This is a genomic window from Rhizobium sp. WYCCWR10014 (genome assembly GCF_001657485.1).
Taxonomy (GTDB): Bacteria; Pseudomonadota; Alphaproteobacteria; order Rhizobiales; family Rhizobiaceae; genus Rhizobium.
This window is the reverse complement of record NZ_LXFU01000053.1, coordinates 186,335-203,752: the sequence shown is the minus strand read 5'-3', so window position 1 is coordinate 203,752 and position 17,418 is coordinate 186,335. Positions and strand designations below refer to the sequence as shown.

General features: G+C 60.6%; 13 protein-coding genes. 6 read left to right on the top strand and 7 right to left on the bottom strand.

Annotation, left to right across the window (positions count from 1 at the left end; all coding sequences use genetic code 11):
- Positions 1–22: 22 nt before the first annotated feature.
- Positions 23–571 (top strand): nuclear transport factor 2 family protein, encoded by a 549-nt coding sequence (locus A6U98_RS35025; protein ID WP_064655786.1) that lies wholly within the window; start codon positions 23–25, stop codon positions 569–571.
- Positions 572–659: 88 nt separating this feature from the next.
- Here A6U98_RS35025 and A6U98_RS35020 read toward each other — a convergent pair whose 3' ends face one another.
- Complete coding sequence (locus A6U98_RS35020) at positions 660–2,537, bottom strand: HAMP domain-containing methyl-accepting chemotaxis protein (RefSeq protein ID WP_064655785.1); 1,878 nt, start codon at positions 2,535–2,537, stop codon at positions 660–662.
- 209 nt (positions 2,538–2,746) lie between these two features.
- Between A6U98_RS35020 and A6U98_RS35015 the strand changes: the two genes are divergently transcribed.
- Positions 2,747–3,466, top strand: coding sequence for a 4'-phosphopantetheinyl transferase superfamily protein (locus tag A6U98_RS35015; RefSeq protein ID WP_064655784.1), 720 nt, complete (start codon positions 2,747–2,749; stop codon positions 3,464–3,466).
- Here A6U98_RS35015 and A6U98_RS35010 read toward each other — a convergent pair.
- Genes A6U98_RS35010 through A6U98_RS35000 form a run of 3 tightly spaced genes read right to left on the bottom strand, consistent with a single transcriptional unit; the run spans position 3,439 to position 9,018 of the window.
- Entirely contained in the window at positions 3,439–4,791 is a 1,353-nt protein-coding gene (locus tag A6U98_RS35010; RefSeq protein WP_064655783.1) for a SidA/IucD/PvdA family monooxygenase, read from the bottom strand. The two genes, A6U98_RS35015 and A6U98_RS35010, sit on opposite strands and share 28 nt — an antisense overlap.
- The gene (locus A6U98_RS35005) at positions 4,788–8,780 is read right to left on the bottom strand and encodes a non-ribosomal peptide synthetase (RefSeq protein ID WP_064655851.1); all 3,993 of its coding nucleotides are present in this window, start codon (positions 8,778–8,780) and stop codon (positions 4,788–4,790) included. Before A6U98_RS35005 ends, A6U98_RS35010 begins: the two co-directional genes overlap by 4 nt.
- A gap of 19 nt (positions 8,781–8,799) precedes the next feature.
- Positions 8,800–9,018 (bottom strand): MbtH family NRPS accessory protein, encoded by a 219-nt coding sequence (locus A6U98_RS35000; RefSeq protein ID WP_064655782.1) that lies wholly within the window; start codon positions 9,016–9,018, stop codon positions 8,800–8,802.
- Positions 9,019–9,233: 215 nt separating this feature from the next.
- Between A6U98_RS35000 and A6U98_RS34995 the strand changes: the two genes are divergently transcribed.
- From A6U98_RS34995 to A6U98_RS34985, 3 genes are read left to right on the top strand one after another with little or no spacing between them, the layout of a single operon-like run.
- On the top strand, positions 9,234–10,223 hold the full coding sequence (locus tag A6U98_RS34995; RefSeq protein ID WP_064655781.1) for a GNAT family N-acetyltransferase: 990 nt from the start codon (positions 9,234–9,236) through the stop codon (positions 10,221–10,223).
- Positions 10,220–11,641 carry an MATE family efflux transporter gene (locus A6U98_RS34990; protein ID WP_064655780.1) on the top strand — a complete coding sequence of 474 codons (1,422 nt, stop codon included), beginning with the start codon at positions 10,220–10,222 and terminating at the stop codon, positions 11,639–11,641. The genes A6U98_RS34995 and A6U98_RS34990 overlap by 4 nt, the downstream gene beginning before the upstream one ends.
- A 10-nt stretch (positions 11,642–11,651) precedes the next feature.
- Positions 11,652–12,839, top strand: a complete 1,188-nt coding sequence (locus A6U98_RS34985) for a PLP-dependent transferase (RefSeq protein WP_064655779.1) — start codon at positions 11,652–11,654, stop codon at positions 12,837–12,839.
- On the opposite strand, the gene A6U98_RS36605 is transcribed toward A6U98_RS34985, so the two are convergent.
- On the bottom strand, positions 12,730–13,386 hold the full coding sequence (locus tag A6U98_RS36605) for a sigma-70 family RNA polymerase sigma factor (RefSeq protein ID WP_082934058.1): 657 nt from the start codon (positions 13,384–13,386) through the stop codon (positions 12,730–12,732). The two genes, A6U98_RS34985 and A6U98_RS36605, sit on opposite strands and share 110 nt — an antisense overlap.
- A 161-nt stretch (positions 13,387–13,547) precedes the next feature.
- On the opposite strand from A6U98_RS36605, the gene A6U98_RS34975 reads away from it, so the two are divergent.
- Entirely contained in the window at positions 13,548–14,039 is a 492-nt protein-coding gene (locus A6U98_RS34975) for a GNAT family N-acetyltransferase (RefSeq protein ID WP_064655777.1), read from the top strand.
- 83 nt (positions 14,040–14,122) lie between these two features.
- On the opposite strand, the gene fhuF is transcribed toward A6U98_RS34975, so the two are convergent.
- Entirely contained in the window at positions 14,123–14,905 is a 783-nt protein-coding gene (gene fhuF, locus A6U98_RS34970; RefSeq protein WP_064655776.1) for a siderophore-iron reductase FhuF, read from the bottom strand.
- A 9-nt stretch (positions 14,906–14,914) separates the two neighbouring features.
- Positions 14,915–17,089, bottom strand: a complete 2,175-nt coding sequence (locus tag A6U98_RS34965; protein WP_064655775.1) for a TonB-dependent siderophore receptor — start codon at positions 17,087–17,089, stop codon at positions 14,915–14,917.
- Positions 17,090–17,418: the final 329 nt, after the last annotated feature.

Sequence of the window (17,418 nt, the reverse complement as noted above, 5' to 3'; positions counted from 1 at the left end):
AACCCGATCCTTGGAGGAAACCATGCCCACTACTGCAACCACGACTGTCCGCAGCCCGGAATCCCTTGTCCGCCGCATTTTCAACGCTGCCTTCGGCATCGCCGCCGCCATTCTGGCTCTAGTTGGGCTGGAAGCGCGCGCCGCGCCGCAGACGCTGACCGAAACCGAGCGCCGCAACAAGACGACCGTCGAGGCTGGCTTTGAAGCGTGGGCGGCCGGCACAGGCAGCCCTTATGACCTCCTCGCCGACGACGCCCGCTGGACGATCGAGGGCTATTCGCTGGCATCGAAGACCTATCCCAGTCGCGAGGCGTTCTTGCGCGAGGTGATCCGCCCGTTCAATGCCCGCATGAAGGCGCCGCTGAAGCCCGCGATCCGCAACGTCTATGCCGACGGCGACACCGTGATCGTCTTTTTCGACGCTCGCGGCATCGCCCGCGACGGGGAGCCTTACGCCAATACCTATGCCTGGTTTCTCGACATGCGCGACGGCCGTATCGTCCGCGCCTCGGCCTTCTTCGATTCGGTCGTGTTCAACGCGTTCTGGACCCGCGTGACGCCGGCCGAATAGCCGGAGCCAACTTGGATATATACGGTCAGCAATCGTCGGGATGGCAGTTCAAGTCATCTCGTATATCTGATCCGAAGTCGGCCGCGCTTCATCTTTGCGTCACGCGCCGCGAAGCGACCAAGTGGATTGGCCTGTTGCCTTCGAAGGCCCGTCCGCTGCGCTGCCCGTCCGCCGCGCTTTTGTCGCCGTCCAATTGAAACTGGTTGACCAGATCCCGCAGGCGGCCTGCCTCGGAGGACAATGAGGCAACGGCAGCCGTCGATTGCTCGACCATCGCCGCATTTTGCTGGGTCGCCTGGTCCATTTGATTGACGGCCGTGTTGATCTCGGCAAGTCCAGTCGACTGCTCGCGCGCCGATGTGGCAATAGCATCCATCAGTTGGTTGATCTGGACAACGTGCTCACCGATCGACTTGAGCGAGGTTCCGGTTTCAAGAACCAGTTTCACGCCATTTTCCACATCAGCTGATGACTTTTGAATAAAGCCTTTGATTTCCTTGGCCGCTTGAGCGGCACGCTGGGCGAGCTCACGGACTTCCTGGGCGACCACGGCAAAACCCTTGCCCGCCTCACCCGCACGGGCAGCCTCAACGCCGGCATTCAGCGCCAGGAGGTTCGTCTGAAAGGCGATTTCATCAATTGCACCGATGATGTTCGAAATCTGCTGTGAACTGTCCTCGATGCGTCGCATGGCCCCTTCCGCCTCCGAGACGACCGCTGCCGACCGCTGAGCGCTGATATCGGCTTCTTTGGCGACGTTGCGCGCCTCGTCGGTGCGTTTGGTCGCCATCGTCACATTCGACGTGATCTCTTCGAGGGCTGCGGCCGTCTCCTCGAGAGAGGCGGCTTGTTGTTCGGTACGCTTGGAAAGATCCTGCGCGGCAGATGCAATCTCACCGGTACCATTGTCGATGCTGTAAACCGTCTGGAGCACGGCGCCGATCGTCGCGCCCAATTGCCGGAGCGAAGCGTTGAAGTCTTCGCGCAAGGCTTCGTATTCGGCCGCAAATTGCTGCGAAAGCTGGAAGGATATGTCACCCGATGCAAGCCGCCGGAGGCCTTCGCCCAATGTCGTGGTCGCGAAGCGCAATTGTTCCGCCTCGCGTTCGGCGCGCTTCTGGGCTGCGGCGCGCGCTGCCTCGCTCTCGCTGCGGGATTCGGCGGCTTCCTTCTCGAGCCTGACGACGTTGAGAGCATTCCGACGGAAGATTTCAACCGCGCCGGCCATCTCACCGACTTCGTCGGCGCGACCGGCATAGGGAATATCGCTGTCAAGATCGCCATCCGACAAGCGCCTCATGGCGGAGGCGATGCTTCGGATTGGGTTGGCAATGCCCGATATCGCAAAGAAGATGCCGGCTACCGCAAGAAGCACGGCCAACGCTGCGATCGCGGCCGTCAGCATGAATGCGGATCGCGCGGAAGCATCGCTCGCGTCCACAAAGCCTTCGGCCTGGCTGAGAATGAAGGTGACCAGATCCGCCACCGCCTTGTTCACCAGCTCGGCTTGTGGCTCCATATTTTCCTTAAAAAGACGGATTGCTTCAGGCGTCTTCCCGGCATTTTCAAGCGCGATCATTTGCTCTGCCAGCGTGCGATATTTGGCGAGTTCCGGCTTCATCTGGTTGATCAGTTCGCGTCCACGCTCCGTACGAATGCCCTTTTCGTATTCGCCAACAACCGTGTCCAGCGCAACGCCAGCAGCGTCGATCTGCTGCTGTCCGACATTCCGCTCCTCCGCCGTGTCCTCCAGGAGGTACTGGGCATAGACCAGTTTCAGGTCCAGGAAGTCATCCTTGATCTCGCGAGCCGTCACAAGCCGCTGCATCCAGAAGGTCCCGATCTGCTCGGTATTGGCACGGAGTGTCGAAATCGTGCTCAGCGAGACATAGGACAGGCTAACCATGAACAGAGTGATGATCGACAGTTTTACGATCAGGGCTTGCTTGATACTCGGACGCTTCATGCGGGTCTCCTCGAAGATAGCTGGGACGACCGGCGTGCCGGCTGATGTAAGATCTCGCACCGGATTCCATAATTTAGTATTAACTAAACAATGTTCCCGCCTCATTTCCGAAGATCTTCTGAGTTGACCAATACTTCCGCGATCAATTAAACGCGTTACGACCCTGAGTTCTTGAAAATTCAGGGAGATGGCAGCCACGGCGAGCGAAAATGCAGCAACCTGAAGATCAACCTGCCGGCATTGAAATCGCGCTTTGGCCGTATTCCAAGAACGAAGGAGACTGGAACCGCTGGATGCAGTCGCTCTCACCGGATGAACGGGAGCGGGCTGCGACCTACCGGTTCGAGCGAGATCGGACCTCGTTCATTGCCGGCCGGTATCTCCTGCGGCGGCTATTGAGCGTGCATACCGGGACATCGCCGGGCAAGCTCGTATTGTCTCCCGACAAGCACGGCAAGCTGAGGCTTGAGGGAGATGACAGGCTGCAGTTCAGCCTCGCCAATGCCGACGGGCTTGTGGCGGTCGCGATCGCGTCAGGATGTGACCACCTGGGAATAGACTGCGAACGCGCCGACGCCGAGATCGAAGAGGCGGCAGTGGATAGCTATTGCAGTGCAGGCGAACGGCGCTGGCTTGCGGAATTGCCTGCGTCCGAACACGCGCGCGCGGCCATTGCACTTTGGACCCTTAAGGAGAGCCATCTGAAGGCACTCGGCGTCGGGCTGCGCGAGGATCCCCGCAACGTCGCCTTTTCCTGGAAGGATGGCATCCTCGTCATGGTGGATGGCGGCGATCGTGACCTGCGCTGGCATCACCGTCTGGTCGAAAGCGGCAGCCAGCACGTCGTCGCGCTGGCTGCTTGCTCTCAATCCGGGTTCCCCGGCATTTCGACACGCCTATTTCAGGACGACAGCATGCCGTCCGAATAGCCGGCTCGGAGCTGATGAGGCATTGCGGAAGTAGTCTCCGTCGCCCAGGCGAGTTGCCCGTTGTCGGGTTCGGCATCGAAATGCTGCCGGCCGAGAAGAGCATTGACGATGGTTGCGCTGCGCCAGGCCATGAGGCTGAGCTGGGAGTCGGCGATACCATGCGAGTATCGCCCCGCATTCTGCGCAAACAGCCGGTTGGCCCTCGGACCCGTCCACTGCATCGTGTAGTCGTCATTGAGAAGCGGATAGCCGTTTCTGTCGAGCGTTATCCTGTCGCCCAGCGAGCCGAGAGCATCCGGCAACCGGAACCGGTAGCCGGTTGCCAGAACCACCGCATCCGCATGCAGCACCTCGATCCCGCCGTCGAATTGGTTCCTGACGATGAGCCGATAGGCATTGCCGTTCCGCTCCATCTGGATCACATCGCGATTGGGGGCCAGAGAGGCATTGAGCGTGCTCGGCTCGAGGTAGCGCAACGCATAGAGGCGGCGATAGATCGCGTGAATCGTCGAAATCGACAAGCCGTCGCTGGTCAGGATCGAGTTCTTCAAAGCGGCCTGCTTCTGCTCTCCGCCGAGCTTCAGATAGGCCTGCACGTATTCCGGCGAGAAGACCTGGTTCGAAAACGGCGTGTCGTTGATCGGCTCGAAATTGTGACGCCGGCTGATCCATGTCAGCTCCTTCATGGAACCTGGATCGGCAAGCAGGGCTTCGACGACCTCGCCGCCGCTTTGACCGCCACCGACCACGACGATGCGGGCAGCGCCGAGATCGCTGAGACGCGATTTGGCCTCGCTGTTATGAAAGCAATCGGCGCCTAGAAACGGTTTTGCCCAGTCGGGCACGAAGGGTGAAGATCCCGTGCCGATCACCAGGTTTCGCGCCTCCTCCTGGCCGTTGTCGAACCGCAGGAAGAAGCGGTCGTCGCGATGCTCGACGTCACGGATCTCGGTGCCAAAGCGCAGGCCGTCCACGCCGTTGGCCACCCAGGCGAGATAACGTGCAAACTCCTGCCGGGGAACGGCCTCATAATTGGCGTTCAGGAAGGCGTAGAGCCTCTTATGGGCAACCAGATAGGAGACGAATGACCAGCGGCTGGTCGGCAGGACCGGCGTGACGAGGTCTTTCAAAAAGGACGATTGCAGCTCGACGCCGGGCATCATCATGCCGGGATGCCAGTCGAACGACGGGCGCCGCTCGAAGAAACGGCTTCTGATCTCCGGCACCGACTCGAACAGGCAGGCGAGGCTCAGATTCGAGGGGCCGATGCCGATGCCGGCAATATCCAGCGGCTCGGTATCCCGGCGGGCAAAAGCGACGGTCATGCGATATCCTTCTCTGTTTCCTTGAGACGCAGGGCAAGCCTTGAGTGGAAGGCGGGAGACCCGATCATGTGCAGATGGTTGGTGCCGGTGATGATTTCGGCCGCACGCGCCCGCGGCGACAGGCGGCGCCAATCGATCAGGTTGAGGCCGCGATTGAGGCTGTCGTCGGCAGCCCAGGGGTAGATCGGCACATCGTGCGGAACGAGCCGGTGTTTGCGGAAGATCAGGGCATTGTCGATCAGCACCCAAAACGTATGCTCGCGACTGCTGATATCGGGCCCGTCGTTCGGAAGTGGGTCCTTTTCGTCGCCGACAAAGCGCAGGAACTGATCGTAAGTATCCGCATCCATCGTCGACAGCAGCCGGTCCCATTCGGGGCGCATCGCGGTTCTTCCAAGCCACGCCTCTACGTCTCGATGAAGCTCATCGCGCTCGCCCGGCCGGAACCTCGGCTTTGCTCCGATTGCGAATTCCGATCCGAGGTCGCAAACGTCGACCATCGCCATCATCCTGACGTCGACCTGATTGCCGAGGGCGCGGGCAGCCTCATAGGCCAGAAGTCCGCCCCACGACCAGCCGAGGAAATAGCAGGGCGCTCCCTGGCTATGCGTCCTGATATAGTCGACATAGCTCTGGATGATCTCTTCGACCGGTGCGCCGACTGCCTTTTTCTCCGAAAGCGAGTGGCAAATGAAGCCGCTCGCCGGCTGATTGGCCCCGAGATAATCGACGAGCTTGACATATTCACGCGTGCTGACGAGAAGGCCTGGGAAGCAATAGAGCCGCGGCTTGGCGCCGGAAGCACGCAGCACGATCACCTCCGACAGATCCCGTTCGTCTCCCTGCTCCATCACGCCGGCAAACGAGCGCACGGTCGGATTGTTGAAGATATCGGCAACGGTGAGCGGGGTTTTCGGCCGGCGCTGCCGCAGCTGCGAAAGGATGCGGATCGCGCCAAGCGAATTGCCGCCGATCGCGAAGAAATTGTCCTCGACGCTGATCGCTTCCAGCTTGAGAACCTGCCGCCAGACATCCAGCACCTCCTCTTCGAGCACCGTCGCCGGCTCGACGATGGTGCGTTTGACCGGTTGCGGCGCCGGCAGCGCAAATCGATCGAGCTTGCTGTTCGGATTGGTCGGCATTTTTTCCAGTTCGACCACGGCAGCCGGCACCATATAGGATGGCAGGCTGCGCTCGAGGCCGGCGCGGATCGTCTCGACGTTCAACGTCTCGTCCTTCTTCGGAACGACGTAGGCAACGAGCGCCTTGTCGCCGCTGGCATCGTCATCGCGCAGAACCACCAGGGCTTCGCCGACGCCCGGCTGCTGGAGCAGAGCCGCTTCGATCTCACCGAGTTCGATCCGGTAGCCGCGAAGCTTCACCTGATGGTCGACACGACCGACGAATTCGACGGTTCCGTCATCACGCCAACGCGTCAGATCGCCGGAGCGATAAAGCCGGCCGCCCTCCGTGAAGAACGGATCGGGGATGAAGCGGTCCGCCGTCGTATCCGGCTTGCCGAGGTAACCGCGTGCAATACCCTCTCCGCCGATATAGAGCTCACCCGTCACGCCGATCGGGCACGGATTGAGGTCAGGGTCGAGCACATAGACGCGCCTTAACCCGACAGCGCGACCGAGCGGAGCATAGACCCCCTGAAACTTCGTGCCGGCCCTCACCTTCCAGACCATCGGCGTCATGATGGTTTCGGTCGGCCCGTAGCCGTTGATCAGCCATTCTGACTTCAGCGCCCGCGACAGCAGGTCGAAGGTCGGCTGCGCCAGCCCCTCGCCACCGAAGGAATAAAGGCGCATCGGCGGCGCGCCGTCGGTGATGTCGGCCCATTCCGCCAGTTGCTGCAGATAGGTTGTGGGAATGCTGGCATTGTTGGCGCCATGCTTGCGCATGGCCGTCAATGTCTCTTCCGGCGTCCAGAGCGGTTGATCGGGAAGGATGATGCTACCGCCCTCCATCAGCGGGTTCATCCATCGCTCGTGCCCGCCATCCGAACTGAAAGGCAGGAACGGCAGCTCCCGCGACTCCGAGCTCATGCCGTAGACACGCGAGGTGTTCTGCAGATGGTGCGTCAGCGGACCGTGCTCGACGGCCACGCCCTTCGGCAATCCGGTCGATCCGGAGGTGTACATGACATAGGCGAGCTGATCCTTGTGGATCGGAATATCAAGCGGCGTATCTGGCTCGCCGTCGAGGTCGATCTTGTCGAGTTCGAGGATAATGGTGTCGAGCTCTTCCGGCAGCCGATGACGAAGCCAGCTGTGGGTCAGAACGATCTTGACACCGCCGTCGCGCAGAATGTGGTGGTTGCGGACCGGCGGATGGTCAGGCTCGACGGGGATATAGGCGCCGCCCGCCTTCAGCGTCGCGAGGATCCCGACGATGGCCTCTGGCGAGCGCTTGATGAAGATGGCGACCGTCACCTCGGCGCGAACACCCAGGTGCCGCAACCGATGTGCGAGACGGTTGGTGCTGGCCTCCAGCCAGCCATGGCTCCATTCCTCGTCACCATAGACGATCGCCGTCTTCTCGGGCGTCTGGCGCGAATGGACCGATATCAGCTCGTGGACCGGTCTGTCATCGTTGACAGTCTCGTCCTCGTAGGGCGCCGACAATTGGTCGAGCTCGTCGCTGCCCACGAGTTCGATGTCCTTGATACGCACATTCGGCCGCGCAACGATCTGCTCCAGAACGAGGGTGAAATGCTGGGAGACACGGGCAATCAGCGCGCTGTCATAGAGATCCTGCGCATAATCGATCAACCCGGATGCGGCGCCATCCAGACCCGCTTCGATCACCAGGGAAAGCTCGCTGTCGGCGCGCGCCCCCAGCGGTTCCAGATTGGTTGCGTGCCTGGGGACCCGATACGGCTGGCGGAATTCGAACAGCGCCTTGACCACGGCTTCCTGGGCAGCCGCTTCGTCGACGACTAGTTCCTGCGTGATGCGCTCCAGCGGAACGAGCCGGGCAAGCCCCTGCTGCGTTGCCAATGAGATCGCTGCGATGACATCGTCGAGAGAGCTTCTTGATGTCAGCGACAGGATGAGGGGAAGGACCTGTTCGGCACGGCCGTGGTTCGCAAGGTGCTGCTTCTGCGGCCGCGCGATCAGGATCCCGGTCAGCAAAGCATAGTTGCCGCTGTAGCGCGCCAGCAGCGCGCAAAAGGCGGCGTGAAGCACGCGATCGACCTGATATCCCTTTTGCTGCGCATGTCGACCGAGCTTCTCCCAGAGATCGGGCTCGATCGAAAATCGATGTTGAGCGCGCGCCACACCTGCCAGCCCGCCGCTGTTGAAGCGGGTGGGAAAGGTCGAGGCCGCATAATCGAGACCGATCGTGTTGCGCCAATAGGAGAGGGATTCCTGCGCCTGCTCCGTCTGCAGCCACTCAGCCTCCCGCGTTCCGGCCAGGATCTCGGTCAACTGCGTTTCGCCGGCGGGTGCGCCGTCGAGAATTCGCGTCAGGGAGCCGGCAAGAATAGACTTCTCGCGATCGTCCGAGATCACGGGATGAAGCACGATCGTCAGAAGCGACTGCCCATCGGCAAGCAAGATAATCTGAACACGCGCTGGTGGACCAGCAAGGAGATCGAAGTGCCCGTCGCGGAAGGCTTTCTGGGCGGCCAACGCATCGGCCTCCGCAGGAGCAGCACCTTCGCCGACAATCTCGATCGGTACAGCGTTCAATGCGCCGCAGTATTGCTCGACGCGGCCGCCCGCCAGCCGGCGGAACCGGGTGGCAAGCGACGGATGTTGCGCCACGAGCGCCCGGCAGGCGCCGGCAATCGTCTTGACGTCGACTGCCGGGCTCAATCGCAGCGAAATGACCTGGTCGGGAAACACCGTGTCGTTGCCGATCTGCTCCAGCGACCAGATACGCTTCTGCGCGATCGTCAGTGGAAAGCTCTCGAAGACCGCGTCCGTTGCGACATCGGTCGGGGTGGCACCTGCGAAGTTTGTGATCTGTTTGTTCATCCGTGCCATCCAGCCGTTTTCAGAGACGCGCATCGCCGGCGATTGCCGAGCGCAGGGAGAGGGGGCGCGGATCCGCCCAGACCTCAGCGATATGCGCCAGGCATTGCTGGCGCGAACCGGCAAAACCCGCCGGCTCCCAGCCCAGGGGAATCCGCTTGTCCTGCGGCCAAACCGAGTAGCGACGCTCGGTGTCGATGACGGCGATCCAGAGATCTTCGTGAAGTTCAAGATTATCCATTCGCAGCTCCTGCGGTGACGATGGTCATGCGCAAGTGACGGATCCGGCAGGCTGCAGTTTAGAAAATTGATGAGAATGTTTTTCTTCGCTTACCCCTAAACCCAGCGGGAGATGGATCGTCATTCTACTAAATCGGCACAAGAGCGCGCTTCATGCTCGCGGCGCCGAAAGCCCGACCGGCCCCGACCGGCCCCCGACCGGCCAAGGAGAACATCATGGATTTCGACGCCGTCAAACAAAGGCGCGCACTGCAGTCGCGCAGCTACGTCAGCATCGCCCCCAATCTCATCCACCTCAAGACCGCTTACGGCCACCACGAAGCCGCATTCGAGGTCGAGGCCGGCGTCGCGTCGGTGACCTTCTACCATGGCGATCCGGTGCAATCGGCAGAGCTTCTCATGGCGGCCGCCGAAGCCGTGACGGCAGAAGATCGCTCGATCACCTCAGTCGTCTTCGAAGGGCATCAGGCAAGCCTCCCGCCGCATATTGCGGATACAGGCGGAAGGCTCGATTCGGCGATCCTGTGGCAATGGCCTTCACTGTGGCTCCCGCAGCTGTCCTATCCGCTACCGCCCGTGCGGGAGATGACAGCGGGCCGGTATCATCCGCGTCGACCCGCAAAGCCAAAGGGCACGATCTACAGGCGTTTCATCCCCTGGCTGGAACGGGAAATCACCTTCACGGTGGCCGACCCGGAGACCGATCTTGCAGCATTTCATCGCTGGATGAACGACGAACAGGTCAACACGATCTGGGAGGATGCGGGTTCGATCGACAAGCACCGGGAGATCCTGGAAGAAAGGATCGCAGATCCGCATGTCCTGCCGCTGATCGGCAGTTTCGCGGACATTCCCTTCGGCTATTTCGAAGTCTATTGGGCGAAAGAGAACCGGCTCGGTCCGTTTTACGACGCCGACGACTATGATCGTGGATGGCATGTCGCGATCGGCGAGCCCGGCTATCGCGGCAAGAAATGGATCAGCGCATGGCTTCCCTCGCTGATGCATTTCATCTTCCTCGACGATCCGCGCACGAAGCGCATCGTCGGCGAGCCGCGCGCCAGTCACGAACAGCAGATCCGCAACCTCGACCGTTCGGGTTTTGCCAAGGTCAAGCATTTCGATTTTCCGCATAAGCGGGCGCTCCTGGTGATGCTCGGCCGCGAGCGTTTCTTCGGCGATCGTCTCTGGGTGCCTGCGTCATGAACGCTATGAGCGACACAAGCGGTAGCTTCCGTAGACGGCAGCGCCTCGCACCGGAGGACCTTGCCAGTCCTGAACTTCTCAGGCTGCTGCTTCGGCTGGGACTGCCGGCGATGTTCGGCCTGTCGGTCAACGCCGCCCATCATACGATCAATATGATCTTCGTCGGGATGATCGGTGAAGACCAGATCGCGGCGATCATGATCGTCCTGCCGATCCTGATGCTCTTAGCCGCCTTCGGCGAGGGGATCGGCGTCGGTGTCGCAACGCAGGTCGGACGCACGCTCGGAGCCGGCAACCGATCCCGGGCCGGCGCCATTGCCTCGATCAGTCTTGCTGCCGGCGTCATCTTCGGCGCGGCAAGCGCCCTCGCAATCGTCGCATTTCCAGATTTGCTGCTGTTCGGCGCCACGCCTGCCCTTCAGCCGCTCGCGCAACATTATCTGATGATCATTGCGGTCTCGGTGCCGCTGACGATGGCGCAGATCATTCTCGATTTCCTGGCAATCGCAGAGGGCAATGCCCGCTTCAGCATGTGGACGCTGGTCACCTGCTTTGCGCTGAACATGATCCTCGACCCGATCATGATCTTTGGGTTCGGCCTCGGCCTGCAGGGCGTTGCAATCGCAACCATCCTGTCCCAGCTCATCGCGCTTTGCATCTATGCTGCTTACCACGCAAGGCGACTTGGGACCGTCCGGCTGACCTTTGGCTGGCGGTGGGGAGATATCGGTTATCTCAAACCTGTCCTTGCGGTCGGCGCACCGACGACGCTGACCAGTCTCGCAACCGCGGGCGCGATTGCGGCCGTGGTATCGCTCGCCGGCACCTATCACGGAGAAGCCGGCATCGCCGGGGTCGGGATTGCCTTGCGGCTGCTGGCGGTCGGAACCCTCCCCGTCATCGGCATTTCACTCGGAGCCCAGTCGATCCTGAGCTTTGCCTGGGGTCGAGGCGACACAGCCAGGATGCTGTCGGCAGCCCGCATCCTATCAGTGGTCACCAGTGCGGTGAGTGGCGCATACGGGTTGGCCGCGCTCGCCTTCTCCGAAGAGCTTGCCTCGTTCTTCACCGGCGATGCGACGGTGATCGGGATCGCCGGGCAGGCGATCATAGCAACCCATCTTCCCCTTCTGCTGTTTGGCCTGCGGCAAACGGTGCTGATCCTCTTCCAGGCTCAGGGCAGACCGAAAGCGGCGGTTGCCATCGGTCTGGCGCAGAATGGCTATCTTCTTTTTCCGCTGCTGGCTCTTCTCCCGCCCTTCTTCGGCTTTTCAGGCTTGCTGGCAGCAATGTTCCTGGCCTCTGCCCTGACCGGCCTGCTGTCGGCCGTCTGCCTCGTGCGGGCGCTCAGCGCGCTCCGGCAGCGCTCTGCCGACCATTTGACCTCCATCCGTCCATATCCCAGCTTTTGTCCATGAGAGGATGACCATGAACCAGTCGATCAACCCGCACGACCTTGGCGCCCATGCGGTCGCTGACGATCTCTTTACGCCTGTCGATCCGGCGGCATTCAACGCCGTGTCTCCGCCGATCTTTCAGACGTCGCTCTTCACTTACGACAGTTACGAGGCGATGGAGGATGTCTTTGCCGGACGCACGCGCAACTACATCTATTCGCGCGGCGACAATCCGACGGTTCGAGAATTCGAACTCCTGGTCGCCCGCCTCGAGGGCGCAGAGGACGGACGTGCCTTCTCGAGCGGAACGGCTGCCATTACGTCGACAATTCTCAGTCTTGTTGAGGCGGGAGACCGGGTCGTTGCGGTCCGCCATCTCTACAACGATGTCTACCGCCTTCTGGTGAAGCTGCTTGCCAGGCTCGGCGTCGCGGTGGATTTCGTCGATCCCGCCGACCATGACGAGGTCCGCAAGGCGCTGTCGGGTGCCAAGTTGCTCTACCTTGAAAACCCCACATCCTTCGTCTTCGAGCTGCAGGACATTGCGGCGCTGTCGGCCATGGCAAAGGAGGCCGGCGTCACCACCATCATCGACAATTCCTGGGCAACGCCGCTCTTTCAGAAACCGATCCAGCATGGCGTCGATATCGTCATTCACGCCGCCTCGAAATATCTCGGCGGTCACAGCGATACGGTTGCCGGCGTGGTCGTCGGCTCGAAAGAGGCCATCGCCAGGATCAATGCAACGTCCTACCCCTATGTCGGCGCCAAACTGTCACCCTTCGAGGCCTGGCTGCTGTTGCGCGGCATGCGCACGCTGCGTGTGCGTCTCAAGGAGCATGAGCGCAACGGGCTTTTGCTGGCCGGGCGGCTGAAGGAGCATTCCGCGATCGGACGCGTTCGTCACCCGGCGTTTCAGGAGCATCCCGGGCGGGCAACGCTCACGGGTTACGCGGGGCTGTTTGCCTTCGACCTCAATCCCGATATCGATGTCGCACGCTTTGTGAATAGCCTTCGCGACATCCGCCTCGGTGTCAGCTGGGGGGGACCAGAAACGCTGGTGGTCCCCGCCAAGGTCGCGCTGCAGATTCCCGACCGGATGACCTCCTTCATCCGGTTCGGCGTGAGCGAGCAGACGGTTCGTTTCGCCGTTGGCCTGGAAGAGCCGGAGCTGTTGTGGAGCGATTTGCAACAGGCGCTGCACGCAGCGAAGCGGTAGGACCCTGTCGGTGCGCATGATCGGGGCGGGAAGGTTCGGCGATCGCCAGATGGCAATGCTCCTCTGCCGCCTTGATCATGAAGTTGACGAGGGTCCTTGAGACGCCGAGTTCGGCTGCAATATCCTTCTGCGGCACGCCGTTGAGGCGATGGCGAATGAAGGCATCGTTGGTTCGCTTCGGCAGCGCCTCGAGCGAGGCAAGCACATTGCGCAGGGTCTCGGCAGCGACGAGCTGGTCGAGGACGGTGGGGACGGGAGCCGTGATCTCCTGAATCTGGTCAATCGACCTATGGTTGTTCATCTTCTGGCGTCGCCGGCGGCTCTCATCGAGTGCCAGATTGTAGACCATCCGGAAGGCGTAGCCGATCGGGCAACGAATGTCGTCGATCTTGACCCCATAGGCTTTAATGACTCCATCTTGAAAGATATCCTCGGAATATGACTTTGATTTGACAACACTTTCAATCGTTTTAAGGAGCTTGTCCTTGTTCTCGATCATGGCGTTGACCACGGCATTTCCGTTCACATCACGATGCAATGCTTGCATTGTCCTGGACCTTTTTACAAATGGAAAATCAGGCTCTGTCGTTGCTGGTCGATACGGTCTTGGCGTTCCTTTTTCGAGGAAAGTACACGATTTGATTGCAGTGTCTATTTTAAGGTGATAACAGGAGTCAAGTTTAAATCGACCGAGCGGAGGCGAGAAAAATGGGAAGAACAATTGAGATCCTGACCGGTAAGGCGGAGCTCTGCCGATCGATCATGGGGGCTTTGCCCGACTGGTTTTCAGAACCTGAGGTCATCGAAGCGAGCGCCCGGGCGATCGAAGAGCTGCCGGTGTTCGGCTATGTCGAAGCCGACGTCGTGACCGCGTTGATGGCCTTGAAGCCGCATCCGCCCGGCGCCGTCGAGATCGCGCTGATCGCAACACGACCGGAACATCACGGTCGCGGCGCCGGACGCTATCTCATCGATGCGGCCGAACGTTTCGGCCATGAAACGGGTGCACGGCTGCTGACGGTCAAGACGCTCGCTCCGCGCGACCGCGACGAACCGCAGTTCGAGGCGACGCGGCGTTTCTATGACCGGAACGGCTTTGTGCGGGCGGAGGTCTTTGCAAAGCTCTGGCACGAGGACCATCCATGCCTGTTCATGGTCAAGCCACTCGCCGGCGTCGAGGCAGGTGAGGCTACGCTTTGAGACGACGAGACTTTCTGCTTGGCGCGCATTGGCAATAGCTGGCGCGCGGGGCACGCGTCTCTGCTCGCGTCGGACGATAGGAGCTAGTGGCGCCCGTCCGGCAGCGGGCAGGCTTCGCCGCAGCCGCCGACGCCCGGAAGGTTGTAGCGCAGGCAGCAGACTTTCCGGCGCACGAATTCGAGTCCGCATTGCTGGCGCGCAATGCGGATCATGCCGAACATCGGGTTACGTCCGCCGCCCGGCCATTGAGCTTCTTCCAGCAGCGCCAGGCCGCCTTTGACGAGGACGGGTTCGTGGCGATGAGCGATCTCCTTCAGAATCCAGGAGAGATAGGCCGCGACATTGTTCCAGAGAAGCTTCGGCGCGACGCCGGCGTTGGCGGCAATCGCCGCGATGACGGGTTCGGCGTGACCGAGCATCTGCCGGTGAAGCTCGCCGGCCGGGTCACTTGTCACCTCGGGCCTGCCCGACATCACGAATGCTTCCGGCTCGCCCGTCTGTTCGTTGCAGACGAGCGAAAGCCGGTCGACCTCCAACGGCAGCGCGATGCGGTTCACGAACATATGGACGCTCGGAGCAATCGTCAGCATGCTGAAATAATAGAGCGTCCACATCGAGACGATCGCACGAGGGTCGCTGCCCGGGAATTTTTGCGCATATCGGCCAATGATCTCGCCGAAGATCGCTCGGTCGCAAAGATCCCTGCAGGTAACGACGATGCCCGTCTGCGGCAGAGCGCTGAGCAGCTTGCCGCGGCAATAGGAGAACGGGCTGTCGCCCACCAGATCGTCGAGGTGGACGGCCTGGTGAGCGACAGGATGGTCAGCGATCAAGGTCGGGCGCTGGAACGCCCCTTTTGTCTGCATTGCCGTGCCTTACCACCGGTATTTCAGGGTGCCGGTCATGTTGCGGCCCTGGCCGAGATAGCAAAAGCCTTCGTTGCAGACAGTGTCGCGTTCGTCGGCAATGTTACGGATATTGAAGGCGGCCGTCAGGCCCTCATATTTCTTGTCGACCGCGCCGAAATCATAAGCGGCGGATGCATCGATGTAGAAGCTTGAGGGATTCTTCGACGTATTGGCTGTATCTGTCCAATTCTCGCTAACATAACGGACACCTGCGCCGACCGACAGGCCATGGAAGGGGTTGGTTTCTTGGAACGTGTAGTTGGCCCAGAGGCTTGCGACATGCGAGGGTGTCAAGGCTGGCGTATTGCCCTCGTTTACACCGCCTCCCGTCACTTCAGAATGGTTGTAGGTATAGGCCGCGATAAGATCCCAGCCATCGGCTACCGCCGCGCGGGCTTCGAGTTCGATGCCCTTCCCGGTCACTTCACCGATCGATCCATAGGTAAACCGCAGCGGATCGACCAGCACTGGCTTGTTCTTTTCGACGATGTGATAAGCGACCGCCGACAGGAGGATGTCGGAACCCGGCGGCTGGTATTTCACACCGACCTCGTACTGTTCACCCTCTGTCGGCGCCAGGATCTTGCCGGATTGCGACCGATTGTTCACTGGATCGAAAGAGGTGGCATAGGAGACGAAGGGAGCAATACCGTTGTCGAAGAGGTAGAGCGCACCGGCTTGCCAGGAGAAAGCATTCTTGTCGACCTCCTCAGAACTGACCGTGGGCAAAGTCGCATCTCGCGTCTGGTTCACCCAGGTCTGCCGGCCGCCGAGATTGAAACGCCAGTTTCCGACCTCGATCTGGTCCATAGCATAAATGCCGACCTGCCGCATATCGGCCTTGGAAGCCAAAAAATTATAGTCCGGCGTAGCGCCCGAGACGCCATAGGTCGGATTGGCGATATCGAAGTCGAATGCCGGATCGGCGGCTCCGAGGCCATAGCCAAAACTCGACTGGAGATTGGTGTAGTCGAGCCCGAACAGCATCGTGTGGGCAAGCGGGCCGGTATCGAACTTCGCCTCGAGCTGGTTGTCGACCTGGAAAAGGTTCATCTCGTCGCGGATCGAATTCGGGTACCGATGCGCAACAGTGTCCGTCCAGCTCAAAACGCCGAGGTAGCGAGCCTTGAGATCAAGATGCGAATAGCGCAGGTTTTGCCGGAATGTCAGGCCATTGTCGAATTCATGCTCGAACTGATAGCCGACCTGCTGCTGCTTGACCTTCTGGTAGTCGTAGTCGGGATCGCTCGCCCTGATGTCGAGGATCCTCCCGTCCGAGGTCGTGATCGCGCCGACATTCGAATCGGTCTCGTCGGCCTGCGCCAGGCTGTACAGCGTGAAGGTCGTGCCCTCATCGGGTTTCCAGGTGAAGGACGGCGCCAGGAAATAGCGGTCGTCGGCAATATCGAAATTGGTGTCGCCGCGGCGGGCAAGACCGACGATGCGATAGAGGAAATCGTCGTTGTCTTCGCTGATCGGCCCGCCGAAGTCGAACATCCCCTGCAACCGATCTTCAGTGCCGTAGGTAATGCCGACTTCGCGGATCGGCTCCTCGGTCGGAAGCTTCGATATCTTATTGACGAGGCCGCCCGGCGATCCCGCACCGTAGAGAACGGAAACCGGCCCCTTGATCACCTCGACACGCTGCAGTTGATAGGGATCGGTGCGGAACATCCCGTAATTGATATAGGGTTGGCGCAGGCTGTCACGAAAGTCTCCGACCGTCGTGACGTTGAAGCCGCGGATGTAGATCTGGTCGAAGCGCGGGTCGAAGCCGTTCGGGCCGGTCGTCACGCCGGCCGAATAGCGCACGGCCTCGATGATACTCTGGGCGCCACGCTGCTCGATTTCCTTCTCGGTGGTCACCGAGACCGAACGCGGCGTCTCGAGGAGCGGCGTGTTGATCTTGGTCGCGGCCGAACTGTTCTTGGCAGCAACGGACGTCCGATCAGTCTTGCTATCAGAGGATGCGCCTTGAATGACGATCGGTTCAAGCGCTGTCGCGCCGGCATCTGCGGACGCGCTCTGGGCTGAAGCCGGCGATGCTGCCATGCCGATCAGGACGATCGCTGTCGTGACAAATAGGCTATCTCTATAAATTCGCGATACATTATTAGAAACATTCAAAAAAACACGCGCCATTGATTGGTCCCTACGCCACGGATGCGGGCGGAACCTATGGAGCGAAATTAGCCTTGTCAACATAAGATGATTATTTTAGTCACCTTTTAATCGATAAAATCTGCGCCTCGACACTCCCGAGCAGGTTGCAGGCAATATCGAGGCCCGTAACGTTCTGTGCGGGTAAATTGCCAACGGAGTCGGTTCTGTCGTGCGAGAGCACCAAGTGCGGACCGGGGCGACTGTCAATCTGCCGGTTTTGGTGAGAATCGAACCGAGGGCAGCGCTGATCCATCGTTGGCGGAGATTAAGGTGGCCGTAAAACGTCCAAATTCCAAACTATTTTCTAC